Source organism: Streptomyces sp. NPDC047130 (assembly GCF_040643475.1).
In the GTDB taxonomy this organism is placed as follows: Bacteria; Actinomycetota; Actinomycetes; order Streptomycetales; family Streptomycetaceae; genus Streptomyces.
Map to the genome: position 1 here is coordinate 103165 of NZ_JBEYUK010000011.1, position 23619 is coordinate 126783.

Here is a 23619-nt window from a genome sequence, read left to right on the forward strand (position 1 = left end):
GGACCGTCCGGCAAAATGGGGAACTGGGACCCCTGGAAGACCGGTGGTACGGACGGTAACCGGGGGGACCGGATTCCCTGAGCAGGTCGAATAGGAGAGATCTCGTGGACGACGTTCTGCGGCGCGCCCCGCTCTTCGCGGCGCTCGATGACGAGCAGGCCGCGGAGCTCCGCGCTTCGATGAGTGAGGTGACCCTCGCACGCGGCGACGCGCTGTTCCACGAGGGCGACCCGGGTGACCGCCTGTACGTGGTCACCGAGGGCAAGGTGAAGCTCCACCGCACGTCCCCGGACGGCCGCGAGAACATGCTGGCGGTCCTGGGCCCCGGTGAGCTGATCGGCGAACTGTCGCTCTTCGACCCGGGCCCGCGCACGGCGACCGCCACCGCGCTGACCGAGGTGAAGCTGCTGGGCCTCGGCCACAGCGACCTCCAGCCCTGGCTGAACGCGCGTCCGGAGGTGGCCGCCGCCCTGCTGCGCGCCGTCGCCCGGCGCCTGCGCAAGACCAACGACCAGATGTCCGACCTGGTCTTCTCGGACGTTCCGGGCCGCGTCGCCCGTGCGCTGCTCGACCTGTCGCGCCGCTTCGGCGTGCAGTCCGAGGAAGGCATCCACGTCGTCCACGACCTCACGCAGGAGGAGCTGGCCCAGCTGGTCGGCGCCTCCCGCGAGACCGTGAACAAGGCGCTGGCCGACTTCGCCGGCCGTGGCTGGCTGCGGCTGGAGGCGCGTGCGGTGATCCTGCTGGACGTCGAGCGCCTGGCGAAGCGCAGCCGCTGAGCGAACGCCCCGCGGGGGCTCCGGACGGGAGCACGGGCCGGTCAGACCAGCCCGTGCTCCCGCAGGTATTCCAGCTGGGCGCGGACCGACAGCTCGGCCGCCGGCCACAGGCTGCGGTCCACGTCCGCGTACACGTGGGTCACGACCTCCTCGGCGGTCCGGCAGCCGCTCTCCACGGCGGTCTCGACCTGGGCCAGGCGGCTGGCGCGGTGCGCCAGGTAGAACTCGACGGCCCCCTGGGCGTCGTCCAGCACCGGTCCGTGGCCCGGGAGCACGGTGTGCACGCCATCGTCGACGGTCAGGGAGCGCAGCCTCCGCAGCGAGTCCAGGTAGTCGCCGAGCCGTCCGTCCGGATGGGCCACCATCGTGGTGCCGCGGCCCAGGACGGTGTCGCCGGTGAGGACCGCCCGGTCGGCCGGCAGGTGGAACGAGAGCGAGTCCGAGGTGTGGCCCGGGGTCGGCACCACGCGCATCTCCAGCCCGCCCACGTCCACCACGTCCCCGGCCGCGAGCCCCTCGTCGCCGAGGCGCAGGGCGGGGTCGAGGGCGCGGACCGCGGTGCCGGTCAGTTCGGCGAAACGTTTCGCTCCTTCGGCGTGGTCCGCGTGGCCGTGGGTGAGGAGGGTCAGCCCGACCCGGCGCCCGGAGCGCTCCACGGTGGCGACGACGTTCGCCAGGTGGCCCTCGTCCAGTGGCCCCGGGTCGACCACCACGGCCAGCCCGGAGTCCGGCTCGGCGACGATCCAGGTGTTGGTGCCGTCCAGGGTCATCGGGGACGCGTTGGGGGCCAGCACGTTGACGGTGCGGGCGGTTGCGGGGCCGGACAGGACCCCGCCGCGGGGCTGTCCTGGCAGGGCGGCGGCGTTCGTCATGCGCCCGGTCCTTCCGTGACGTCGGCGGTCACCCGCTTGGTGAACTCCTCGTGGCCCGGCCAGACCAGTTCGACCGCGCCGTCCACCAGGCGTGCCTCGGCCAGCACCGGCGTCATGTCGCGGGCGGACGCTGCCGCGAGCGCCTCCGCGGCCGTGGCGTGCGCCTCGAGGGTGCGCAGGGTGGAGATGGTGGGCGGCATCATCAGCAGTTCGCCCCGGTCGTAGCCGGCCGCGGCGTCCGCCGGGCGGGTCCACACGGTGCGGTCGGCCTCGGTGGAGACGTTGCGGGCGCGCTGGCCCTCGGGGAGGACGGCGACGAAGAAGAAGGTGTCGTACCGGCGGGTCTCGAACTCCGGGGTGATCCAGCGGGCCCACGCGCCGAGCAGGTCGGAACGGAGGACGAGGCCGCGGCGGTCGAGGAACTCCGCGAACGACAGCTCGTGCCCGGCCAGGGCGGCGCGGTCCTTCTCCCAGTCCTCACCGGTGGTGTCGCCGACGACGGTGTCCTCGGTGGGGCCCGCCAGCAGGACGCCGGCCTCCTCGAAGGTCTCCCGCACTGCGGCGCACACGATGGCCTGGGCGGCGGGCTCGTCCACCCCGAGGCGGTCGGCCCAGGCGGCGAGGGAGGGTCCCGCCCAGCGGACCTGGCGGTCGTCGTCGCGGGGGTCCACCCCGCCGCCGGGGTAGGCGTAGGCGCCGCCGGCGAAGGCCATGGAGGCGCGGCGGCGGAGCATGTGCACGACGGGGCCGTGACCGGTGTCGCGCAGCAGCATGACCGTGGCCGCCCGGCGGGGGGTCACGGGGGTGAGGGTGCCGGCCGCGAGGGCGCGTATCCGTTCGGGCCACTCCGGGGGGTACCACTGACCATTCGCCATGCGGGGAGGCTATCCGGAGCCGGGGGAATCTTCGAGGGGTGCCGGGTGGGGCGCATGGTCCTCGGCCGCTCCCGCCCGGCAGGTCCGCGGCAGAGCGGCTTCTGGACCGTCCCGGACCGGACCGGACCGAACCGTCCCGGACCGAACCCGGCGCGGCACGTGCGCAGGCCGGGCGGACGGCGGCGCGGCGGACGGCGGACGGCGCCGCGGCGGACGGCGGCGCGGCGGACGGCGGACGGCGCCGCGGCGGACGGCGGACGGCGGCGCGGCGGACGGCACTGGTTGCTTCCCGCCCCGCTCCCTGCCCGAAGGGCTCCGTCGGACGCGAAGCGAGCCGCCGCCTGCGGACGTGGGGCCTGAGCCCACCCCGTGCCGGACGGCGGCGTGGGGTGGGCGGGGGCTGGTCCGTGGGCCCCGGCGGCGGTGGGGTGCGGGCCGCCGGGGGCCGGGGAATCAATCGGTGAGTTCCACCTGGAGTTCGACCTCGACGGGCGCGTCCAGGGGAAGGACGGCCACGCCCACGGCGCTGCGGGCGTGGACACCCTTGTCGCCGAAGACCTCGCCGAGCAGCTCGCTGGCGCCGTTGATCACGGCCGGCTGGCCCGTGAAGTCGGGGGCGGAGGCGACGAAGCCGACGACCTTCACGACGCGGGCGACCCGGTCCAGGTCCCCGGCCACCGACCTGACCGCGGCCAGCGCGTTCAGCGCGCAGACCCGGGCCAGCTCCTTGGCCTCCTCGGGCGTGACCTCGGCCCCGACCTTGCCGGTGACCTGCAGCTTGCCCTCGATCATCGGGAGCTGCCCGCTGGTGTACACGTACGCACCCGAGCGCACCGCCGGCTGGTAGGCGGCGAGCGGGGCGGCCACCTCGGGCAGCGTCACCCCCAGCTCGGCGAGGCGGGCCTCGACGCTGCTCACGCCTGCTTCTCCCGCTTCAGGTAGGCCACCAGCTGCTCCGGGTTCGGCCCGGGCACGACCTGGACGAGCTCCCAGCCGTCTTCGCCCCAGGTGTCGAGGATCTGCTTCGTGGCGTGCACGAGGAGCGGGACGGTCGCGTATTCCCATTTCTTCATGGGGCGACTTTAACCGCTGGCCCGACGGCCCCCCGAGTTGTCCACAGGGCGTGCGCCGGGCACGGCGTTTGTCCACAGGCACCGGCGTGAGGGAACCGCGAATGGTTAGGCTCACGACGTGAGCAGGCTCCAGGTAGTCAGCGGCAAGGGCGGGACCGGGAAGACCACGGTCGCCGCCGCCCTCGCGCTCGCCCTCGCCACCGAGGGGAAGCGCACCCTACTCGTGGAGGTGGAGGGCCGTCAGGGCATAGCGCAGCTCTTCGAGACCGAGCCGCTGCCCTACGAGGAGCGGAAGATCGCCGTCGCGCCCGGCGGCGGCGAGGTGTTCGCCCTCGCCATCGACCCCGAACTGGCGCTGCTGGACTACCTCCAGATGTTCTACAAGCTCGGCAGCGCCGGCCGCGCCCTGAAGAAGCTCGGCGCCATCGACTTCGCCACCACGATCGCCCCCGGCCTGCGGGACGTCCTGCTGACCGGCAAGGCCTGCGAGGCCGTGCGCCGCAAGGACAAGGCGGGCCGCTTCGTCTACGACCACGTGGTGATGGACGCTCCTCCGACCGGCCGCGTCACCCGCTTCCTCAACGTGAACGACGAGGTGGCGGGCCTGGCGCGCATCGGGCCGATACACCATCAGGCGCAGTCGGTGATGGGGGTGCTGAAGTCCCCGCAGACGCAGGTGCACCTGGTGACGTTGCTGGAGGAGATGCCCGTGCAGGAGACGGCGGACGGCGTCGCCGAGCTCCACGCGGCGGACCTGCCCACCGGCCGCGTGATCGTGAACATGGTCCGTCCGCCCCTCCTGGACGACGACGGGCTGCGGCTGGCCGACTCGGTGCCGCGCGCCTCGGTGGCCGGCTCGCTGGCGGCGGCGGGGCTGGGCGGCGCCCGGCGGGGCGGGGCGGCGGAGCGGCTGGTGGACCCGCTGCTGAGGCAGGCCGAGGAGTACGCGGAGCGCCACACCCTGGAGCGCCGGCAACGGAAGGCGCTGGACGCGATAGGCCTCCCGACGGCCGAGCTGCCCCTGCTGACCGACGGAGTCGACCTGGCCGGCCTCTACGAGCTGGCCGCACTGCTGCGGACCCGAGGGATGTCATGAGCCTGGACGCCGAGCGAGAACTCGACCTGGACCCCCTGCTCGACGATCACCGGACCCGCATCGTGGTCTGCTGCGGGTCCGGTGGCGTCGGCAAGACGACCACCGCGGCGGCGCTGGGTCTGCGGGCCGCCGAGCGCGGCCGCAAGGTGGTCGTCCTGACCATCGACCCCGCCCGGCGGCTGGCCCAGTCGATGGGCATCGACGAGCTGGACAACGTCCCTCGCCGGGTGCCCGGGACGGACGACGCCGCGGGCGGCGAGCTGCACGCGATGATGCTGGACATGAAGCGCACCTTCGACGAGATCGTCGAGGCGCACGCCGACCCGCAGCGGGCCGCCGCCATCCTGGCCAACCCCTTCTACCAGTCCCTCTCCGCGGGCTTCGCCGGCACGCAGGAGTACATGGCGATGGAGAAGCTGGGGCAGCTCCGGGCCAGGGACGAGTGGGACCTGATCGTGGTGGACACCCCGCCCTCCCGTTCGGCGCTGGACTTCCTGGACGCCCCGGAGCGGCTCGGCTCGTTCCTCGACGGCCGGCTGATCCGTCTCCTCACCGCACCGGCGAAGCTGGGCGGCCGGGCGGGGATGAAGTTCCTCAACGTCGGCATGTCGGTGATGACCGGCACCCTGGGCAAGCTGCTCGGCGGCTCCCTGCTGAAGGACGTGCAGACCTTCGTGGCCGCCATGGACACCACCCTGGGCGGTTTCCGCAGCCGGGCCGAGGCCACCTACCGGCTGCTCCAGGCCCCCGGCACGGCCTTCCTGGTGGTGGCGGCCCCCGAACGGGACGCGCTGCGCGAGGCGGCGTACTTCGTGGAGCGGCTGGCGGCCGAGAGGATGCCCCTGGCCGGCCTGGTGCTCAACCGGGTGCACGGCAGCGAGGCGGCCGACCTGTCGGCCGAACGGGCGATCGCCGCGGCGGAAACCCTGGAGGGGGAAAATTTCCCGGCCGACGGCATTGTTGATCACACGAGCGGGAAAGCTGCGGGTAACTCACCCGATACACAAGGCAGTTCAGATTTCCCTGCTCCCGACGGCCACCCGGATCCAGGCTCCCCCGCCACGTCCAGGCCCGCGGCGCAGGCACCGTCCGATGTCGACCGGCTCACCGCCGGACTGCTGCGCCTGCACGCCGAGCGCATGCGGTTGATCGCCCGCGAGCAGCGCACCCGGGACCGATTCACGGCCCTCCACCCCGAGGTGCCCGTGACCGAGGTGCCCGCGATGGCGGGCGACGTCCACGACCTCGCCGGGCTCCGGGGCATCGGGGAACACCTCGCCGCACCCCGTACCGCTTCCGCACCCCGCGCCGGCCATGCCGACGCGCGCGGATCCGAAGGCGCGACCGAGCAGCAGACCGCTCAGGCCGACCTGCCGGCACAGCCGGTGTCACCCGAGCCGCCGCAGCGCGGCGCGGAGCCGGACTCGAAGACCCCGGCACCCCCATCACCCCCGGCGCCTCCGGGGCGGTCGGACGCGGCCGACCAGGCGGGCACCCGGACGCGGTGACGTCACCGACCCGGCCGGGCGGAAACGGCGAAGCGGCGGCCCGGGGTCATGACCTGACCCCGGCTCCCGCCCTCCACGGCCGCCCTGCCGACGGCTCACCACACCGCGGCGGTCAGCTCACCGCCGCGTAGTTCTCGTAGTGCTCGTCCGTCTCGTCGAGCGGCAGGATTCCCGCCTCCCGCTCGTACTCCATGCGCGCCGTCTCCAGCAGGCGACGCCACGACGTCACGGTCGGCCGCCGGCGCAGCAGCGCACGGCGCTCCCGTTCCGTCATGCCTCCCCACACGCCGAATTCGACGCGGTTGTCGAGCGCGTCGGCCAGGCACTCCGTCCGCACCGGGCATCCGGTGCACACCGCCTTGGCCCTGTTCTGCGCTGCTCCTTGAACGAACAGTTCATCCGGATCGGTAGTGCGGCAGGCCGCCTGCGCACTCCAGTCGGTTACCCAGCCCATACCGGCGCCGTCCTCTCCCGAATCGAGGCTCCCCCACGGCGGCAGCGGCATATTCACCGCCGCCAGTTGAGGACGTTACGGAAGGTGGACAGAGTGCAACACCCCCGACGGGCCCAATCTTGAATGGTCCGAACGGACTATGGGTAAGCGGCAGATCACCCGGAGGAGTGGCCTGGCGACAAATCTGATCATCGCGGCGGATCGGGACAGACCACTCCCCGCAATACGGATGGCGTTGCTCACGGAGGGATGATTCGGGCATCCCCCGGGAAGAAGATCGGGCGGTCCAGGAACGATCCGGGGCCGTCGGACGTCCCGACATACGGGTCCTCGCTCGCACCCGCTGTCGTGACAGCCGGGAGCAGCTTAGGCCAAGGCATTTACCTCTGTCCGGCAAACGAGAACGTAGGCTGCCCTCATGCCAAACAAGCGCTCGGGTGGAGGCCTGTCGCCAGTCCAGCAGGCCGCGAAGTTCCTCGGGATCAGCGTCCTCGCGGGAGGCGTGCTGGCCGGCATCGCCCTGCCCGCCTTCGGGACACTCGGCCTCGCGGCCAAGGGGTCGGTCGAGAGCTTCGACGAGATCCCGGCCAACCTGAAGACGCCTCCGCTCAGTCAGCGCACCACCATCCTCGACGCCGAGGGCGAGAAGATCGCGTCCGTCTACTCCCGCGACCGCACCGTGGTGCCGCTGAAGAAGATGTCGCCGCTGGTGCAGAAGGCGATCGTCGCGATCGAGGACGCCCGCTTCTACGAGCACGGCGCGATCGACCTGAAGGGCGTGCTGCGCGCGCTCAACAGCAACGCGCGCAGCGGCGAGGTCACCCAGGGCGCGTCCACGCTGACGCAGCAGTACGTGAAGAACGTCTTCGTCGAGGAGGCCGGGGACGACCCGGACAAGGTCGCGCAGGCCACCCAGCAGACCCTGGGCCGCAAGATCCAGGAGCTGAAGTACGCGATCCAGGTCGAAGAGGAACTCGGCAAGAAGAAGATCCTCGAGAACTACCTGAACATCACCTACTTCGGGCAGTCCGCCTACGGCGTCGAGGCCGCCTCCCAGCGCTACTTCTCGAAGTCCGCGGAGGACCTGGAGCTCCAGGAGGCCGCTCTGCTGGCCGGCCTGGTCCAGTCGCCGACCCGCTACGACCCGGTCAACAACCCCAAGACGGCCGAGAAGCGGCGCAACGTCGTCATCGACCGGATGGCCCAGGTCGGGGACATATCGCAGAAGCAGGCCGCGGCGGCCAAGGAGAAGCCGCTGGGTCTGAAGATCAAGCAGCCGCGCAACGGCTGCATCACGGCCACCAAGGGCGCCGCGTTCTTCTGCGACTACGTGCGCAGCGTCTTCCTCAACGACCCGGTGTTCGGCAAGGACCGCGAGACCCGCGCCAAGCTCTGGTACCAGGGCGGTCTGACCATCCGCACCACCCTGGACCCGAAGGCCCAGGAGTCCGTGCAGGCCTCGCTGGCGAACCACGTGAACAAGGACGACAAGGTGGCCGCCGCGGCCACCCTGGTCGAGCCCGGCACGGGCAAGATCGTGGCCATGGGCCAGTCCCGGCCGTACGGCTCGGTGGCCAAGGAGAACCAGACGGTCATCAACTTCTCGGCCGACCTGAAGATGGGCAACAGCGCCGGCTTCCCGACCGGCTCGACGTTCAAGCCGTTCGTCGCCGCCGCCGCGATAGAGGCGGGCCGGCCGGCGACTCAGCAGTACTCCTCGCCGTACGAGATGCCCTACCCGACGGTGGAGAGCTGCGGCGGCGAGCGGTACGTCAACACCACGGGCGAGAAGGTTCCGAACGAGAGCGAGTCGGAGGTCGGCCCGTACCGGCTGAAGGAGGCGATGGCCCTCTCGGTCAACACCTACTTCGTGCAGATGGTCCAGGACATCGGCCTCTGCCCGGTGCTGGACATGGCCAACAAGCTCCACGTCGTCCAGGGCGACGGCAAGAAGCTGCCGCAGGCCAGCCCCGCGGTGGTCCTGGGCACCGAGTCGGTCTCCCCGCTGACCATGGCCTCCGCCTACGCGGCCTTCGCCTCGCGCGGCATGTACTGCACCCCGGTCGCCGTCGAGTCGGTGACGCAGAAGATCGGCAACGAGACCAAGACGCTCGAGGTCCCGAAGTCGACCTGCTCGCGGGCCATGTCGGAGAAGACCGCCGACACCATCAACACGCTGCTGGGCGGCGTGGTCGACTCCGGCACCGGCAAGCAGGCGGGCCTGAGCGACCGTGACAACGCGGGCAAGACCGGTACCACCGACGAGCGCCGCAACGCCTGGTTCGTCGGCTACACGCCGAACCTGTCCGGCGCGGTCTGGGTGGGCAGCCCGACGCAGCAGGTGAAAATGCGCAACATCACCATCGGCGGCCGGTTCCACGCCCTGGTCTACGGCGGCCAGGTTCCCGGGCCCATCTGGAAGGACGCCATGACCGGCGCCCTCGCCGGCAAGGAGGCCCCGTCCTTCAGCAAGGTCGACATCCCGGACCTGGACCGGGAGAAGGACGAGGACGAGGACGAGAACGACGGCCGGCCCGGCGAGGGCCTCTTCGGCGGCTTCCTGAACGGCGGAAACGGCAACGGAGGCGGCAACGGGGGCGGTGACCGCGGCGGGACGGCCACGAACGCGGGTCTCACCCTCGGCGGTCTGACCGGCGGCGACCTCACCGGCGGCACGACACAGCCCACCGATCCGACCATCGGCGGTTGGATCCAGGGCAACGAGAACGGCGGGGGCAACGGCCCCTAGCGCCCGCCCGCCCTTCCGCCCGTACGGCGATCGGCCCCTTCCCGCACGCTGCGGGAAGGGGCCGATCGCGTTACGGAACGGGGCCGTTGGGAAGCCGGGACCGTTGGGGAGCCGGGCCGCCGCGGGGCAGTCACCTGGGCACCCCAGGGGCTGTCATCCGAGCGACGGGAGCCGTGTCAGCCCAGCAGGCGCCGCTTCACGGCGGCGGCCACCCGGCCGCCCTCCGCCCGCCCGGCCACCTTCGGGTTCACGATCTTCATGACCTGCCCCATGGCCTTCGGCCCCTCGGCGCCGGCCGCGCGGGCCTCCTCGACGGCCTGGTCCACCAGCTCGTTCAGCTCGTCGTCGCCCAGCTGCTGGGGCAGGTACTCCGCGAGCACCTCACCCTCGGCCTTCTCCCGCTCGGCGCTCTCCGCCCGCCCGCCCTGGGCGAACGCCTCCGCGGCCTCCCGGCGCTTCTTCGCTTCGCGGGTGATCACCTTGAGGATCTCGTCGTCGGAGAGCTCGCGCTTCTCCGTACCCGAGACCTCCTCCTTGGTGATCGCGGTGAGGGTGAGCCGGAGCGTCGAGGAGCGCAGCTCGTCGCGCCCCTTGATCGCCGCGTTGAGGTCTTCCTGCAGCTTCGACTTGAGCGTGGTCATGGCTTGATTGTCGCAGGTGCGTCGCAGCCAACGCCCCTTGATTTACGGTCCAGCGGGCACCCTGACACGATGGACGGCATGCGCGCGCTCTACAAGGTCCCCCTCGGCATCACGGCGGTCGCCGCCGCCGGTCTCGTCTACTCCGCCGGGTTCGAGTCCCGTTCGTTCCGGCTCCGACGGGTGACCGTTCCGGTGCTGCCCCCCGGGATGCGACCGCTGCGGGTCCTGCAGGTCTCCGACATCCACATGGTGAGCGGGCAGCGCAAGAAGCAGCGGTGGCTGCGTTCGCTGGCCGGGCTGCGGCCCGACTTCGTCATCAACACCGGGGACAACCTCTCCGACCCGGAGGGCGTGCCGGAGACGCTGGACGCGCTGGAGCCGCTGATGGAGTTCCCGGGGGCGTACGTCTTCGGCTCCAACGACTACTACGGGCCGAAGCTGCGCAACCCCGCCCGCTACCTGGTGGAGAAGGCGCAGGGCAAGCACGGGCTGAACGGCAACGAGCCGGCGGTCGGCGCGATCCACAACCCCTGGGAGGGGCTGCGGGACGCGTTCGACGACGCGGGCTGGCTGAACCTCACCAACACGCGCGGCACCCTCAAGGTCGACGGCGTGTCGGTGGAGCTGACCGGGCTGGACGACCCGCACATCAAGCGGGACCGCTACGACGAGGTCGCGGGCGGCCCGTCCGGGGCCGGCGACTTCGCCCTGGGCGTCGTGCACGCCCCGTACCTGCGGTCGCTGGACGCGTTCACCGCCGACGGCTACCCGCTGATCCTCGCCGGGCACACGCACGGCGGGCAGCTCTGCATCCCCTTCTACGGCGCCCTGGTGACCAACTGCGACCTGGACACCGACCGGGTGAAGGGCCTGTCCACCCACACGGCCGACGGCAACACCTCCTACCTCCACGTCTCGGCGGGCTGCGGCGCCAACCGGTACACCCCGTTCCGGTTCGCCTGCCCGCCGGAGGCGACGCTGCTGACGCTGGTCGGCACGGACTGGGCGGTCTGACCGGCGCGGGGATCTGCCCGGCAGCCGGGGCTGACGGGCAGCGGGCTCGGCTCTGCAGCGGGCTCGGCTCGGCAGCGGGCTCTGCTCGGCAGCGGGCTCGGCTCGGCAGCGGGCTCTGCTCGGCAGCGGGCTCGGCTCGGCAGCCGGGCCTGTCCGGCAGCCGGGCCTGCTCGGCAGCAGCCGGGTCTGACGGGCGGCGGTCTGACCGGCGAGAAGGTCCGACCGCCGCCCCCACCTGCCGCAACGCCCGCAGAATTCCCCCGTTCAGCCGCGCTAAATCGCCCGGTATGCCCCGTTCTGCCTAGCGTGAAGGCATGACCGCTCCCCTTCCCAGGGACATACCGGGCCTCCCCGCGGTGCCGGGCTGGGCCAGGCTGACGCCCTCGTACGTCCCGCCGACAGCCGTCATACCCCCCTCACGTCGCCCCTTCACGGCGCTGTTCCGTCTGTTCACCGCCTTGGCGGCGGCAGGCGGTGTGACCATCTGCCTGGTCCTGGGCCGCCCGTTCCAGGCCCTCACCCACTTCACCGTGCAGGCCAACGTCCTGCTCGCCGTCGTCCTGGCCGTCTCCGCCCAGCGCGCCTGGAGCGCCGGTCGCCCGGTGCGGCCCGCCCTCACCGGGGCCGCGCTCCTGTACGTCCTGCTCGCGGCCCTGGTCCACGCCTTCGCGATCCCCGGCCGCCCTTCCTTCTCCGACCCGGGCCCCGAAGCCCCCTGGGCGACCGTCGCCGCCCTGCTGCTCACCGTGGTCACCCCGGTCGCGGCGCTGCTGGACTGGCTCCTGCTGACCGCCCCACGCACCCTGCGGCTGCGCCACGCCACCGCCTGGCTGCTCTACCCCCTCACCTACACGGGCCTCGTCCTGGTCCGCACCACCCTGCTCCCGGCCGACGCGCCCGGCCGCGCCCCGCTCCCGTTCCTCGACGCCGGCCACGACGGCACCCTCTCCGCCGTCGGGAACGCCCTCCTCCTGATCCTCGCCTGCTACGGGCTCGGCGTCCTGCTGGTCGGCGTCGACCGCCTGTGCCCGGGGTTCGTCCGCAGCCGCCCGAAAACCGGATTTCGTCTCAGGCCACCGGTGGGCTAAAGTAAACGTCGTCGCCGCGGGAACGCGGAGATGATCGGGGTGTAGCGCAGCTTGGCAGCGCGCTTCGTTCGGGACGAAGAGGTCGTGGGTTCAAATCCCGCCACCCCGACAGAGAAACACCAGGTGAGGCACCTACTGATTCCAGTAGGTGCCTCACCTGTTTGGTCTGCGTGACTACCGCTTCCCGTGTGTCTACGGTCGCTGCTGATCAACACTGAAGATCCCGTCCATGACCACGGCGCCGGTGTCGATCACGGGCCGGATCGACTTCCGGTAGACCTCCTCGGTCGCGGCCGTCCCGGGAGTGCCCGACGAGCTGGGAGATCACTTCCATGCGGTGCGCCACGGTCGGACAGCAGGAACACAAAGCCGTGTCGGAGCTCCCGGGGCGTCCACTCGTCAGCGTTGATCCCGTCGATGCCCTTGAGCGCCTGGCGGAAGGCACGGCGGACGTTGGCGAGACGAGCCCGTTTTCCTCCCACTTCTCGCCTGCCGCCAGCCGATCCCATCCCTGAGCTTCGAACTGTTGCCGAAGGGCTTCGACGCAGCGCGCAGACAGAAAGAGCGTGCGCCGGCACTTCCGGGTCTTGGTGTCCCCGCCCCGCCGGACCGAGCGCTACACCGCGATGTGCGGAAGCTGCGGCGGGTCAACATCCGGCTTGCCCTTGAGGGAGACGTGGGCCCAGGTGAGCGCCCGCAGTTCCTCGGTACGGGCACCGGTCAGCAAGGCGACGACAATGTACGCGTACACCGAGGTTCCCTCGCCCCCTTGCGCACGGCCCCGGCATGAGCGAAGGTGTGCGCCTTCGAAGGGCGCCCGGCTTGCCCCAGGGCACGAGCACAGCTCGACGATGTTCCGCTTCACCTTGTCCCGGGCCATGGCCCGCTTGACCGCGCGGTTGGGGCACGAGTGAATTGCCTGGAGAGTGCGCGTGCGGAGCGTCTTCGCCTTGGCTGCCAGCCAGCCGTAGTCGGCGGAGAAGCCGCAGCGCGGGGCCGTGCAGGCGGCGATGCGCTTCTCCCGGCCGCGGCCGTCGTAGTACGTGCCGACCTGGACTGGGCCAATGCCGGTAACGGAGCGGAAGCGGCGTTTGGCGCTCATGTGGGCCTCCTTTCAGAGGTGGGCGGCGATGGCGTCGGCCATGGGCGGGCGCGCAGAGTCGAGGTGTCGATGGCCGTTCCGGTGCGGGCGTGCTGCTCGGCGGCAACTTTGCGGGCGTGCTCGACCAAGGCGGCGGAGAGTGGCGACCGGCGGCGGGGCCGAAACCGGGGTCGGTGCCGACTCGACTGCCAGAGGCGCCGGAGGTTCCGGCGCGGTATCGGGCGCGTCCTCCTGGTCCTCGACGCCCTCGGATGCCTCCTTGCCCGCGGTGTCACTGGCCTTGTCGCGCATGGTCGGCGACGAGTGGACGAGGAGGGTGCCGTGGTCAGCGCGACTCGCCGACCGGGTCGTCGTCCACGACAGCCACGGCGGCCACACGGTCACCGCGGAACTCATCACCCGAATCCACCCGGCAGGGAGAACATCCGCGCTCCCCGAAACGCCGAACCCCGGCAGGCAGCCTCTTCCGTGCCAGTGCAGGGCCGCCGCCTACCCCTCAACGAGGCGTGCTCCATTCCCATGGCGGCACACGAGGCCAGCAGCCCGCGCCTGGCCCTGCACTGGTCACAGGGGCGCACGCGCCACATCACCAACCAACTCGACGCCCCATACTCGCAGCCCGGACTACATGGCTGTCGGACGAGGCAGAGCGCGAACGAGCCCTCGCCTACCTAACTGTAGGCATCGGCTACCAGATCACCCTGTACGACAAGAGCACCCGCTACGTCCTCGTCTCCCACCCCGGGAGCAGCCCTATGGAACGGGCCTACCCGCGGCTACTGGTGCGAATGCTGGACCGAGGACGTCACCACCACACAGGGGCCGGCACTCCTGGCCTCTTCGACGCGTAGTCGGCGCCCCAGGCGAACCGATGGGTGGCCATCGCCCTGCGCACCATCTTCACCGGCTCTCGACTCCGACGCATCTGACCAAGCATGGGCATGGCTGCACGATCAACGCGCCGAGACCCCGACGGGCCCCCTGCCCTCCGAGCCATGCACCGTGACCATCACGCACGCTCACATCCGCGTCACATGGACAATGCGGCGTCCTCTTCGTGCCCCTCGCACACCGGCAGAACGCTGAACTCCCGGCCTGCGCACACAGCTTCCAGCCGGGCACCACAGACTGAGTTACAACTGACCTCACTGGTCAAGGCAGCTCGCTCCGCTCACCGCGCGAGGCCCAGCCCCGGCCGGGCCTGCGCTCCTACCTCCGACCCGCTCCAACCCGGCCGGCGCCCGTACCGCGCACTGAGCAGTCAGCCGCTTGATGTCAGAGAAGGCTACGTCGCGGCTGGGGCGATCGGCTTCGCGGCTTTTAGGCAGCCAAGTTGACCCGAGCCTCGCAGATCATGACCCCAACGTCGTGCTTTACCGGGCAGGTCCATTACCTGCCCGACGCGCCGGAATCTTAACGGGGTCATGATCACTCGCGCCAAAGCAGCTCCAGCCCAAAGTCGCTACGCCAACCGCTGTGCAACATCAAGCCGCAACGGGAGCAATGCAATTTCTCTAGTCGATAACTTTTGCAAATTAAGAGGCCAAGTACGTTTTGTCCCGGGCGGCATCAAGTAGCTGGTTGGCATAAAGATCCAGGAGGTCCCGAACGGAACTTAGCCTCTCAGCAGCATCTGTCTCAGTGAAGACAGTCAACTCACCATGCGCTACCTGATTACGCCCGCACACGAGCTTCTCGTCGATAAATGCCTGGCGAGTTGAATATGCACCCAAATATGGAAGACCCAACCCAGTAACGAGCGACTTAAATACCGTCGACGAGAGGTTGCTCTCCGTGTCTATGTATTTATCCGGGGCTATCGAAAATATCCCATTTCGGTCCGCGTCGATCGACGTCAACACCTCTTCCAAGAAACTGATTTTGGAACTATTCTGGGCGCGTTTGAAGTGACTCGCCACGTAGGCAGCCTGAAAGCAGTTTCTAAGATTATGGACCGGAATTCGCTGCCCGTTGATATGCCTGATGTAGAACGCGCTCGCGCTTTTAACAAACCCTTCCCAATGAGCGTAAGTGAAAACGACCGTCGCTCGACACATCAGTTTCTTCTGCGATTGGTCAGTGAAGGGAGTTTGGATCGCTACAGTAAGCCGAGATAGTTCCAGCTTTCGGTGAGCTAGATCCTTTTGCACCTTTTCGCCGAACTTTTGCAGATCCACGAGGGCTCTCCGTTCAGCGCGCGAAAAGCCGACGACCGAATGGAATTGTCTTTTTCATTCGCTGATCGGCGCGTACGCCAGTCGCGTGGCGGGCCGAGAAGGCAGGGTCCATCCAAAGCTCCACACGCTTACTCCGCACTTCGGAAGGATCTGCTTCGATCCGCGGAAGGTGGTAACCCATGCCCAACGTGATTGCTTCGAACGCCGTCAAGGAGAACGGGCCTTCCGCACGCCCCTTTTCGGGGTTCCACCGCCGCAGAACTTCTCCTCCACCAGCCGCCACAATCACCTCGAACACCTTCCTGAAGATGGCACTCTCCGCCTCGAGGCGTGCAGTGTCATATTCGGCGAAAGCGACGAGCTCGGAGGTAAGAAAGTCACCAATGTTACCAATCGACGCAATTTCCGATTCTGCAAGGTTGCGGAGAAATACGAATCGTAGAGCCAACTCCATATGATAGCGCTCATCAACGAGCCGATCAGGAAGCTCCAATGCCTCTAGGAAAGCAGGGATCTGTGAAACTTCGGTGAGCCATTCAAAGTGGGACTTGCTCATACTGACGAGCAGACAGTTACGAAGCTCCTGCGGAGTGGCGACCGAGCCGAATGAATTAAGTCGCTGGAACAGGTCATATTTCGCCCTATTGTCGCTTTCCCTCTTGATGATTTTCATATCCACGCGAGCGCGCTTGAAATCCAAGCGCTGAGTTGAATCAAGCGATCGCTGTGCTCCCTCTACGGGTTCGTAAGAGCAGCCGTCCAGTAGAGTCAAGAAAGGCGCAGTTGAGCAGACAAGCGGCTTATACCGTACGCCTTCCTCGTCCTTCAAAATGCCCATGAACTGGAAGATTGCCGAAAGGCGTTGCACGCCATCGACTACGTCCCAAACACCATTTTCATTCTGTGCCACGAACACGCTAGGAAGCGGGATTCCCAGGAGAATGCTCTCAATCAGCCGACTCTTCTGGCTTTCTTCCCACCTAAAAATCCTTTGGAACTCAGGATGAATATCGATCTCGCCGTCACGATAAAGATTGGAAAGCTCTCCGATCGACATCGGGTAAGAATCAGTGGCGATTTGCCGACGATAACCGCTGATTTGTTCCTCTAGAGTCATGCATGAAGAATAGCAGTCGTCCGTTTCATACGGGCAGGAGTTGCCAAAGCTGCCTGTCTCTGTCTTCGTACTCAAGTCGGAGTGATCTTGACTCGCCGGGCCGGTCGTTGATCCGGGCCAGGTGTCATGGGCCAAGCGATGGCTTTGGGAGTGGGAGCGTGCCTGAGCCTCACTGGTCTACCGTTGTGGCTTGCTCTGGTCGACGGCGGTTGGCGGCGTGACGGAGGTTGATGGAAGCGGGGTGAGGGACAGTCCCGTAGGGAGGCAAGCACGACGGCCGGCACAAGAGCTGATCGAACTCCTGCTGCCGTGCGCCCTCTCAGTTTCCTTCTCATTCAGCGCTGTGCACAACCGTTCGGGTGGGGCCCGGAGCCGTCCGCATGCTCCAGCGGTCAGCCGTCCATGACCCAGGTGAACGCTGCCGCACCCAGCTCGCCACCCCACACGCGCCTCGCGAGTAGAACCCCCGACGCCACACGGTTCCACAACCGCACCAGATCGAGCGGGGAGCCGCAGGGAACCACAGTGAGACGGTCTGGCCCGGCCATGCCTCACAATGAATGTTCGCGCAGGTCAGCGCCCGTAAAGACGCCAGATGCCCGCAGCTTCCCAGGCTGAGGGCTCAGGCAACGACATCACGTGCTGGCCGTCATGGCTCAGGTCGACTCCAGGGCAGCGTGGCCGAGGCCGGTGAGGGTGCGGCGAGGCACACGCGGGCCTGGTCGGTCGGCTCACCCGCCATCGTGGCTGACTGTCATCGGCTGAGGTTCGTGCCACAACCGTGGCAGATACAAGGGTCATTCAGGATCAACACCGGTGCTCACTGGTCGAGTAGCCGCGCGCTTACACGGCCAGCAAAGTCACAACTCAGCCCGTACATCCCCCAACCTCTCTCCTATAGGGGTGGTCAGTGGCAGACCCGTGAGGTTCGACGTACTGACCGGTGTGCGCCCGGATCCCCTGATGCCATCGGCCATGCGCCCTGCCCTGCGTAGGCAAGGTGCTCCAGACTGAATTCCCGAACCCAAGGCGGACCAGTGGGAGGGGTAAGGACCGTGGGTGAGTGGAAGCAGGGCAAGTGTGGTTGGCCGACGGATCGAGGCAGCTGCCGCAACAAGACGATGAAGGGCACCTCGCGTTGTTACCGCCACCAAGGTGACTGGACGAAGCGTGGCCAAGCTGAGCTGCAGAAGAGGGCGAGCAAGCGCCGCAAGAAGTGAGTCAGAGTTGCGCGGTGAGTGCCTACTGTAACTGCGTGACAACGCTGACGAACTTCGGCAGACGAGCACGAACGTCTACGGACCGTCAGTGCAGGTGAGTGCCACGCCAGCCCAAGGCCAGACGTCCGCCCGAGTTGCTTCGGGACGAAGAGGTCGTGGGTTCAAATCCCGCCACCCCGACAGCCGAAGCACCAGATCAGGCCCGGTGCTGAGAGATCAGCACCGGGCCTGGTCTGTGTTGGAGGCCACTCAGCACCGGCACCGCACCTGCGCCGCGCCTACCGCGCGGCGGCCGCGGAGCCGCCGGTCGTGCCCCAGCAGTGTGGAACCCGGCCCGCCGAGTCGCTTCAGCGAGATGCGGCCCCGGAACTCAACACCGCCACCGGCCTCAGCCAAGCCCCCACCTGGCGCCTCCACCGCCAACCTCAGTCGGCCCCTCTTCGCACCAACGCGGGAGCCAGCAGTTCCAGTGCTTCCTCCCACCGGAAGCGGTCCGCTCCCCCGCCTGCCTTCGGACGGTGCGGCTCGTACGTCCCGACCAGCACCCCCATCTCCCGCAGCTGTTCCAGGCTCCGGCCGTACGCCGGGTGGGCGGCCATGGCAGCGTTCACGTACGGCAGGACAGCGGTCGGTGTACCCAGCCCGTACGCCTCGCACAGGATGCCCAGGGCGAGGGTGTCGGCAATGCCGGCCGCCCACTTGTTGACCGTGTTGAACGTCGCCGGCGCGACGGCGATCGCGTCGGCAGGCGGGAGCGGGCGCGGGTCACCGGGGCTGCGCCAGGCTGAGCGGATCGGGTAGCCGGTCCGGGCCTCGATCGCCTCGGCATCGAGGAAGCCGAGCCCTTGGGGCGTGGCTATGACGCCGACGCCCCACCCTCGCTTCTGCGCGGCGCTGACCAGCTTGTGGACGTCGCCCGCGATACCGGCGGCGCAGACGACGACGTACAGGAACGGATGCTTTGCGGTCACGCGGGGACTCCCAGTCGACGGCTGAAGCGGTGGAGTTCGGGCCCGGTGGCCCTCGGCCAGGCGGCCCTGCTGGTAGTAGGCGCGGGCGGCCTCGATTTCCGCAGGGCCGCTCGGCGGTCGGGGACGGGGATCTGGCGGCGCATGAGGAGGTGGCGGCGCTCGACCGTGCCGCCGGTCAGAGGTGGGCTTCTTCTTCCCTCGTGTCGAAGTCTTCGCGTGCGCGTTCGATCGCGGGCATGTTCTGTGAGGCCCACGCCAGCAGGACGTCCACGGGGTGCCGGAGGGTCTTGCCGAGGGGCGTGATCCGGTACATGACCGCCACGGGGCGGGTGGAGACCAGCTCGCGCTCGATCACGCCGTTGCGCTCGAGTCGCCGGAGTGTCGCGGTGAGCGATTTCTGCGTGACCCGGGGGATGGCCCGGCGCAGTTCGTTGAAGCGGCACGGGCGTTCGCAGAGTTCGTTGAGGACGCTGAGCGACCACTTGTCGAGGATCTGGTCGAGCAGTTCGCGGTGCGGGGCGTCGATGCGGAGTTCGCCCTCGGTATCCATGGTGAAACCTGGTCTCGTTGAAGTGTCCTTCTCCTACTAAGTAGCTTGAGGATACTTAGTAGGAGAAGGGAAGAGCATGACTGTTCAGCACTTCACGCCCGCAGGGATGTTGCAACCGGCCCCGTATCACCACGTCGCCGTGGGCACCGGGACGAGGCACGTCCACGTCAGCGGGCAGATCGCGCGCCAGGCCGACGGGACTCCGGTCGCGCCGGGTGATCTGGCCGGGCAGGTGACCCAGGCGCTGCGCAACACCTCCCTCGGGCTGGCGGGCGCGGGCGCGTCCTTCGCGGACGTGCTGCGCCTGACGTTCTACGTGACCCGGTGGAGCCCTGAGAAGATCAGCGACTTCATGCGCGGGGTGGAGGCGGTCGCCGACGAGATCGGGCTCCGGCTTCCGATGCCGCCCGCCTCCCTCATCGGTGTCGAGCACCTCTTCGAACCGGATGTACTCGTCGAGGTCGAAGCGACCGCGCTCATCGACTGATCCTCCAGGCGATGCGGCTCAGCCGTGACGTCACGGGCCGAGGGGGCGCCGACCTCCGGTGCACCGACCTGGTGGTCGTACCCGGAGCCTCGCCCGGCGCTTCCGCCCCCCTTCTGGGGTGACAGGGCATCCCGCTTGCCAGAGGGGGCGGCCGGGCGAGGGGTGACGGATGGCCGCGCGGTCACGAGGGGACCGGGGAGGGTCCCGTTCCCGCCAGGTCGACCTCCGCCCACACGGTCTTCCCCGGCCCGGTGCGCTCCGCCACGCCCCAGCGCGAGGCCAGGGCGGCGACCAGGAGCAGGCCCCGGCCCCCGTCCGCGTCGGCGGCCGGGACCAGGGCCACCGGCTGGGCGGGATGCGTGTCGGACACCTCGACGCGCACCAGCCCGGCCGCCGGGCCGTGGACGAGCCGCAGCGCGAAATCACGCCCCGGTACGCGTCCGTGCAGAACGGCGTTGGCGCTCAGCTCCGCGACGATCAGCACGATGGCGTCCGACGCCGGCGTGCCGCGGGGCACGCCCCACACGTCCAGTTGGTGCGCGGCGAGACGGCGGGCGAGGCGCGCGCCACGGCGGGTCGCGGAGAACCGTTGATCGAACGTACGCACGGTGACGTCGGCTTGGGTCTGTGGCATCGGCATGCGGCCCACGGTCCCGCCGTCCGCGCCTCGTCAACAGGACCGACGCCGATACAGATTCGCCTGTACTGGTTCACCCGGTGGACCGGGTGGGTCACGTTACGTGACTCTGGGCGGGGTTCGGTGTGCGACGGTACAGGGAGGCGGGCGGCTGCATGGCTACGGACAACGGCGGCGGAGGCGGTGCCGGGACCGGGGCGGGTGGTGGCTCGAACGGGGAGCACGACCTGTCCGACAGCCTCAAGACCTTCGGGGCGGTTCTGAAGGCCCTGCGGGAGCAGGCTCGGCTCACCCAGGAGGAGTTCGCCCACCGGGTGCAGTACTCCACGGCCTACGTCGCCAAGATCGAGCAGGGGAAGAGGTTCCCGCCGAGCGACCTGCCCGCACGGGCGGAACCGTCGCTCGGGGCCGCCGCGGCCAAGGTGCTGGGCGCCGCGGCGCGGAGCCTCACGCGGAGGGCGGGGCTGGCGTCCTGGTTCCGCCAGTGGGCGGGCATCGAGGAGGAGGCGGTGTCTCTGTATGCGTACGAGGCCTGCGCCATCCCGGGTTTGCTACAGCCGGAACCGTACATCCGGGCCATCTTCGAGCGCAGGTTGCCGCACCTCTGCGAGGAACAGTTCGAGCGTCAGGTTGCGGCTCGCCTGGAACGTCAGCGCCTGCTGGCTGAGCGCCCCAACACCGAGTTCTCGTTCGTGATCGAAGAGGCCCTGTTGCAACGCCGACTGGGAGGTGGTGAGGTCACTCGCGTGCTTGTCGACAACCTGCTGGAACAGGGACAGCGCCGCAACGTGGAGATCCTGGTCATGCCGCTGTGCCAGGAGGACCACTCAGGGTTCGAGGGACCGCAGTACCTGGCGGAAACCCAGGACAACAAGTGGGTGGGGTACGTCGAAGCGCACGACACCAGCGCTCTCGTCACCGACCCGAGACTCGTCAGTGCGATGCTCCGCCGCTATGGAAAGATGCGCTCGCAGGCTCTCAGCCGCACGGCCACCGCGAGCCTGCTGGAGCAAATGCGAGGAGCGCTATGAGCACCACCGAACTCGTCTGGTTCAAGAGCAGCTACAGCGGCGGCGGCGGTGGCAACTGCGTCGAGGTGGCCCTGACCCAGCAGGCTGTGCACGTGCGCGACTCCAAGGACACCCGGATCCAGCCCCTGCTCGTGGCCCCCGCCGCCTGGGCGGCGTTCACCGCGCACACCGCCGACACCGCCTGCTGAGTCCGGGCATCTGTGGCGGCGTCAGGGAGGCGTCAAAGTTCGGCGGTGGGGTCGTATGGAAGGCGTCAAAAAGTACGATGACCCGCTGAACTGCGCGTTTCCTGGGGAGGTCAGGTTCTTCCGACCCTCGTGCAGGAGCCGCCATGCCTTCCCCGACCGTCGACGCACCGGTGGCGGCCGACCGCGGCTGCGGGGACAGGGGCCCCGCGGCGACACGGGTGCTGGTGGTGGAGGACGACCCGCAGCTCGCCCGTGCGCTCGTGCTGAACCTGCGGGCGCGGGGGTACCGGGTGGACGCGGCGCCCGACGGGTTCACCGCCCTGCGGCTGGCCGCCGCGCGGCGGCCGGACGTGGTCCTGCTGGACCTGGGGCTGCCCGACATGGACGGCGTCGAGGTCACCGGGGGTCTGCGCGGCTGGACCAGGGTGCCGATCCTGGTGCTGTCGGCGCGCCAGGGCTCCGACGAGAAGGTCGCCGCGCTGGACGCCGGGGCGGACGACTACGTGACCAAGCCGTTCAGCATGAACGAGCTGCTGGCGAGGCTGCGGGCGGCGGTGCGGCGCACCCGGGCGGTGTCGTCGGCCACGGAGACCAGCGTGGTGGAGACCGCCTCGTTCACCGTCGACCTGGTGGCGAAGAGGGCGACCCGCGAGGGGCAGGAGGTGCGCCTGACGCCCACCGAGTGGCACCTGCTGGAGATCCTGCTCAGCCACCCCGGCCGGCTCGTCGGGCAGAAGCAGTTGCTGCACGAGGTGTGGGGCGCCTACCAGAGCAACAAGACCAACTACCTGCGCGTCTACATGGCCCAACTGCGCCGCAAGCTGGAGGCGGACCCCTCGCACCCCCGCCACCTGATCACCGAGCCGGGCATGGGCTACCGGTTCGAGCCCTGAGGGCCGCAGGGCCGCTCGGGGCCCCTGCGGAGCCGGCAGGGCCCCCCGCCGGGGGACAGGGCGGGGCGGACGGCGGACTCCCGGGGGTGCGGGGGCGGCGGATGTGCCTGGCGTCGGAGGGTGCGAAGGAGTGCGGCGCCCGTGCGGGCGGGCGGTGGGCCGGTGCCGCCGGGGCGGCGGCCGTGGCAGCGGGGCGGAAAAGCGGCTGACAGGGGCGGGTGGTGGGAGACAGGATGCGCGTTCGTACCCGTCGCCCGTCGCCCGTCGCCCGTCGCCTGGAGGCCCTGCCATGACCGATGCACCGCCCGAGCAGCCCGAACGGCCCGAGCAGCCCGCGTTCCCGGAGCGGATGGAGCTGCGCGGGGAGGGTCTCGTCCTCCGTGACTGGACGGAGGACGACGTGGCCGCCATGCCGGCCCTGTTCGACCACCCCGACATCGCCTACTGGACGCCCATCGTCTCCCCCTTCGACGAGGAGGCGGGCCGGCAACGGCTGGTGCGCACGCGGCAGTTGCGGGCGGAGGGGACGGCCGTGCTGCTCGCCGTCACGGTGGACGGCGGGGCACCGCTCGGCGAGGTGATGCTGCGGCGGTCGCCGGAGGGGACGGAGATCGGGTACGCGGTGGGGCCCGCGCACCGGGGCCGGGGGCTCGCGGCCCGCGCGGTGCGGGTGATGGCCTCGTACGCCTTCGAGGAGCTGGGAGCGCGGCAGGTGATCCTCGAGCTGGAGGCGGAGAACGCGGCCAGCGTCGCCGTCGCCACCAGGGCGGGGTTCCGGCGGCTGGACGTCCCGCTGATCACCGGGGAGGAGAAGGGGCGGCCGTACGTCCTGCAGACCTGGGCGCTGGACCGTCCCTGACCCGGCGGAGCGGCGGGAGGCTCGCTTGTCAGTGGGCGGCTGCCCCATTACTGTCACAACGCCTTGGTGAACGGGAAATCCGGTGTGATGCCGGTGCGGCCCTCGCCACTGTGATCGGGAAGTCCGGCTCCGGCCCTCGCGGGCAGCCACTGGGTCCTCACGGACCCGGGAAGGCGGAGCACGGGCGTGTGGTACCCGTCAGCCAGGAGACCGGCCAAGGCGCGTCGTCCATCCACGA

Annotated in this window: 21 protein-coding genes, 1 tRNA gene, 4 pseudogenes and 1 riboswitch; of the genes and pseudogenes, 13 read left to right on the plus strand and 13 right to left on the minus strand. The window is 69.5% G+C overall.

The annotated features are described in order from the left end of the window. Positions 1-104: 104 nt before the first annotated feature. Positions 105-779, plus strand: coding sequence for a Crp/Fnr family transcriptional regulator (locus ABZ836_RS15955; RefSeq protein WP_108956964.1), 675 nt, complete (start codon positions 105-107; stop codon positions 777-779). 41 nt (positions 780-820) lie between these two features. On the opposite strand, the gene ABZ836_RS15960 is transcribed toward ABZ836_RS15955, so the two are convergent. From ABZ836_RS15960 to ABZ836_RS15975, 4 genes are all read right to left on the minus strand, one after another. After that, on the minus strand, positions 821-1651 hold the full coding sequence (locus ABZ836_RS15960) for an MBL fold metallo-hydrolase (RefSeq protein WP_361142524.1): 831 nt from the start codon (positions 1649-1651) through the stop codon (positions 821-823). Beyond that, positions 1648-2526, minus strand: coding sequence for an NUDIX hydrolase (locus ABZ836_RS15965; RefSeq protein ID WP_361142527.1), 879 nt, complete (start codon positions 2524-2526; stop codon positions 1648-1650). The genes ABZ836_RS15960 and ABZ836_RS15965 overlap by 4 nt, the downstream gene beginning before the upstream one ends. 453 nt (positions 2527-2979) lie before the next feature. Then, the gene (locus ABZ836_RS15970; RefSeq protein ID WP_356136834.1) at positions 2980-3444 is read right to left on the minus strand and encodes a RidA family protein; all 465 of its coding nucleotides are present in this window, start codon (positions 3442-3444) and stop codon (positions 2980-2982) included. After that, the gene (locus tag ABZ836_RS15975; RefSeq protein ID WP_107473408.1) at positions 3441-3599 is read right to left on the minus strand and encodes a DUF4177 domain-containing protein; all 159 of its coding nucleotides are present in this window, start codon (positions 3597-3599) and stop codon (positions 3441-3443) included. Before ABZ836_RS15975 ends, ABZ836_RS15970 begins: the two co-directional genes overlap by 4 nt. A gap of 118 nt (positions 3600-3717) precedes the next feature. Here ABZ836_RS15975 and ABZ836_RS15980 point away from each other — a divergent pair, with 118 nt between their 5' ends. After that, positions 3718-4695: an ArsA-related P-loop ATPase gene (locus ABZ836_RS15980; RefSeq protein WP_361142530.1), complete on the plus strand. Its 978-nt coding sequence runs from the start codon at positions 3718-3720 to the stop codon at positions 4693-4695. Beyond that, positions 4692-5978, plus strand: a pseudogene (locus tag ABZ836_RS15985) (ArsA family ATPase); the annotation flags it as partial. The gene ABZ836_RS15980 and the pseudogene ABZ836_RS15985, both read left to right, overlap by 4 nt. Before the next feature lie 337 nt (positions 5979-6315). Here the strand turns inward: ABZ836_RS15985 and ABZ836_RS15990 are convergent. Further along, a complete protein-coding gene (locus ABZ836_RS15990) occupies positions 6316-6657 on the minus strand; it encodes a WhiB family transcriptional regulator (protein ID WP_356136859.1) in 342 nt (113 codons plus the stop codon). A 418-nt stretch (positions 6658-7075) separates the two neighbouring features. On the opposite strand from ABZ836_RS15990, the gene ABZ836_RS15995 reads away from it, so the two are divergent. After that, positions 7076-9406 carry a transglycosylase domain-containing protein gene (locus ABZ836_RS15995; protein WP_356136830.1) on the plus strand — a complete coding sequence of 777 codons (2331 nt, stop codon included), beginning with the start codon at positions 7076-7078 and terminating at the stop codon, positions 9404-9406. A gap of 176 nt (positions 9407-9582) precedes the next feature. Here the strand turns inward: ABZ836_RS15995 and ABZ836_RS16000 are convergent, their stop codons facing one another. Next, a complete protein-coding gene (locus ABZ836_RS16000) occupies positions 9583-10047 on the minus strand; it encodes a GatB/YqeY domain-containing protein (RefSeq protein ID WP_356136828.1) in 465 nt (154 codons plus the stop codon). Positions 10048-10125: 78 nt separating this feature from the next. Here ABZ836_RS16000 and ABZ836_RS16005 point away from each other — a divergent pair, with 78 nt between their 5' ends. From ABZ836_RS16005 to ABZ836_RS16015, 3 genes are all read left to right on the plus strand, one after another. Further along, complete coding sequence (locus tag ABZ836_RS16005; RefSeq protein WP_361142670.1) at positions 10126-11061, plus strand: metallophosphoesterase; 936 nt, start codon at positions 10126-10128, stop codon at positions 11059-11061. A 314-nt stretch (positions 11062-11375) separates the two neighbouring features. Continuing rightward, the gene (locus tag ABZ836_RS16010) at positions 11376-12149 is read left to right on the plus strand and encodes a Pr6Pr family membrane protein (RefSeq protein ID WP_361142534.1); all 774 of its coding nucleotides are present in this window, start codon (positions 11376-11378) and stop codon (positions 12147-12149) included. Positions 12150-12184: 35 nt separating this feature from the next. Further along, a tRNA-Pro gene (locus ABZ836_RS16015) sits at positions 12185-12258 on the plus strand. 83 nt (positions 12259-12341) lie between these two features. Here ABZ836_RS16015 and ABZ836_RS16020 read toward each other — a convergent pair. After that, a pseudogene (locus ABZ836_RS16020) lies at positions 12342-13113 on the minus strand (site-specific integrase); the annotation flags it as partial. Positions 13114-13116: 3 nt separating this feature from the next. Then, positions 13117-13251: pseudogene (locus ABZ836_RS16025) on the minus strand (mobile element transfer protein); the annotation flags it as partial. A gap of 759 nt (positions 13252-14010) precedes the next feature. Between ABZ836_RS16025 and ABZ836_RS16030 the strand changes: the two are divergent. Next, positions 14011-14383: pseudogene (locus tag ABZ836_RS16030) on the plus strand (hypothetical protein); the annotation flags it as partial. A gap of 403 nt (positions 14384-14786) precedes the next feature. On the opposite strand, the gene ABZ836_RS16035 reads toward ABZ836_RS16030, so the two are convergent. The 4 genes from ABZ836_RS16035 to ABZ836_RS16050 form a co-directional block, all read right to left on the minus strand. Further along, complete coding sequence (locus ABZ836_RS16035) at positions 14787-15428, minus strand: MAE_28990/MAE_18760 family HEPN-like nuclease (protein ID WP_361142537.1); 642 nt, start codon at positions 15426-15428, stop codon at positions 14787-14789. A gap of 13 nt (positions 15429-15441) precedes the next feature. Beyond that, positions 15442-16545: a DUF262 domain-containing protein gene (locus tag ABZ836_RS16040; RefSeq protein WP_361142540.1), complete on the minus strand. Its 1104-nt coding sequence runs from the start codon at positions 16543-16545 to the stop codon at positions 15442-15444. A 1645-nt stretch (positions 16546-18190) separates the two neighbouring features. Beyond that, on the minus strand, positions 18191-18736 hold the full coding sequence (locus tag ABZ836_RS16045; protein ID WP_361142543.1) for a flavoprotein: 546 nt from the start codon (positions 18734-18736) through the stop codon (positions 18191-18193). Positions 18737-18911: 175 nt separating this feature from the next. Then, the gene (locus tag ABZ836_RS16050; protein ID WP_356136793.1) at positions 18912-19286 is read right to left on the minus strand and encodes a helix-turn-helix domain-containing protein; all 375 of its coding nucleotides are present in this window, start codon (positions 19284-19286) and stop codon (positions 18912-18914) included. Positions 19287-19362: 76 nt separating this feature from the next. On the opposite strand from ABZ836_RS16050, the gene ABZ836_RS16055 reads away from it, so the two are divergent. After that, positions 19363-19773 (plus strand): RidA family protein, encoded by a 411-nt coding sequence (locus ABZ836_RS16055; protein WP_356136791.1) that lies wholly within the window; start codon positions 19363-19365, stop codon positions 19771-19773. Between the two features lie 181 nt (positions 19774-19954). Here the strand turns inward: ABZ836_RS16055 and ABZ836_RS16060 are convergent, their stop codons facing one another. Further along, positions 19955-20413 (minus strand): ATP-binding protein, encoded by a 459-nt coding sequence (locus tag ABZ836_RS16060; protein WP_361142546.1) that lies wholly within the window; start codon positions 20411-20413, stop codon positions 19955-19957. Between the two features lie 152 nt (positions 20414-20565). On the opposite strand from ABZ836_RS16060, the gene ABZ836_RS16065 reads away from it, so the two are divergent. The 4 genes from ABZ836_RS16065 (at position 20566) to ABZ836_RS16080 (ending at position 23381) form a co-directional block, all read left to right on the plus strand. After that, on the plus strand, positions 20566-21441 hold the full coding sequence (locus tag ABZ836_RS16065) for a helix-turn-helix transcriptional regulator (RefSeq protein ID WP_361142549.1): 876 nt from the start codon (positions 20566-20568) through the stop codon (positions 21439-21441). Further along, entirely contained in the window at positions 21438-21629 is a 192-nt protein-coding gene (locus ABZ836_RS16070) for a DUF397 domain-containing protein (protein ID WP_361142551.1), read from the plus strand. Before ABZ836_RS16065 ends, ABZ836_RS16070 begins: the two co-directional genes overlap by 4 nt. 143 nt (positions 21630-21772) lie before the next feature. Beyond that, entirely contained in the window at positions 21773-22522 is a 750-nt protein-coding gene (locus tag ABZ836_RS16075) for a response regulator transcription factor (RefSeq protein ID WP_356136786.1), read from the plus strand. Between the two features lie 289 nt (positions 22523-22811). Continuing rightward, positions 22812-23381, plus strand: coding sequence for a GNAT family N-acetyltransferase (locus ABZ836_RS16080; protein WP_361142554.1), 570 nt, complete (start codon positions 22812-22814; stop codon positions 23379-23381). 47 nt (positions 23382-23428) lie between these two features. Then, a riboswitch (cobalamin riboswitch) is annotated at positions 23429-23615 on the plus strand. Positions 23616-23619: the final 4 nt, after the last annotated feature.

Bases quoted from the DNA above. Each gene is read 5' to 3' on its own strand.
- ABZ836_RS15960 (WP_361142524.1), bottom strand. From the start codon at position 1,651: ATGACGAACGCCGCCGCCCTGCCAGGACAGCCCCGCGGCGGGGTCCTG.
- ABZ836_RS15965 (WP_361142527.1), bottom strand. From the start codon at position 2,526: ATGGCGAATGGTCAGTGGTACCCCCCGGAGTGGCCCGAACGGATACGC.
- ABZ836_RS15975 (WP_107473408.1), bottom strand. From the start codon at position 3,599: ATGAAGAAATGGGAATACGCGACCGTCCCGCTCCTCGTGCACGCCACG.
- ABZ836_RS15990 (WP_356136859.1), bottom strand. From the start codon at position 6,657: ATGGGCTGGGTAACCGACTGGAGTGCGCAGGCGGCCTGCCGCACTACC.
- ABZ836_RS15995 (WP_356136830.1), top strand. From the start codon at position 7,076: ATGCCAAACAAGCGCTCGGGTGGAGGCCTGTCGCCAGTCCAGCAGGCC.
- ABZ836_RS16000 (WP_356136828.1), bottom strand. From the start codon at position 10,047: ATGACCACGCTCAAGTCGAAGCTGCAGGAAGACCTCAACGCGGCGATC.
- ABZ836_RS16005 (WP_361142670.1), top strand. From the start codon at position 10,126: ATGCGCGCGCTCTACAAGGTCCCCCTCGGCATCACGGCGGTCGCCGCC.
- ABZ836_RS16010 (WP_361142534.1), top strand. From the start codon at position 11,376: ATGACCGCTCCCCTTCCCAGGGACATACCGGGCCTCCCCGCGGTGCCG.
- ABZ836_RS16040 (WP_361142540.1), bottom strand. From the start codon at position 16,545: ATGACTCTAGAGGAACAAATCAGCGGTTATCGTCGGCAAATCGCCACT.
- ABZ836_RS16050 (WP_356136793.1), bottom strand. From the start codon at position 19,286: ATGGATACCGAGGGCGAACTCCGCATCGACGCCCCGCACCGCGAACTG.
- ABZ836_RS16055 (WP_356136791.1), top strand. From the start codon at position 19,363: ATGACTGTTCAGCACTTCACGCCCGCAGGGATGTTGCAACCGGCCCCG.
- ABZ836_RS16060 (WP_361142546.1), bottom strand. From the start codon at position 20,413: ATGCCGATGCCACAGACCCAAGCCGACGTCACCGTGCGTACGTTCGAT.
- ABZ836_RS16065 (WP_361142549.1), top strand. From the start codon at position 20,566: ATGGCTACGGACAACGGCGGCGGAGGCGGTGCCGGGACCGGGGCGGGT.
- ABZ836_RS16070 (WP_361142551.1), top strand. From the start codon at position 21,438: ATGAGCACCACCGAACTCGTCTGGTTCAAGAGCAGCTACAGCGGCGGC.
- ABZ836_RS16075 (WP_356136786.1), top strand. From the start codon at position 21,773: ATGCCTTCCCCGACCGTCGACGCACCGGTGGCGGCCGACCGCGGCTGC.
- ABZ836_RS16080 (WP_361142554.1), top strand. From the start codon at position 22,812: ATGACCGATGCACCGCCCGAGCAGCCCGAACGGCCCGAGCAGCCCGCG.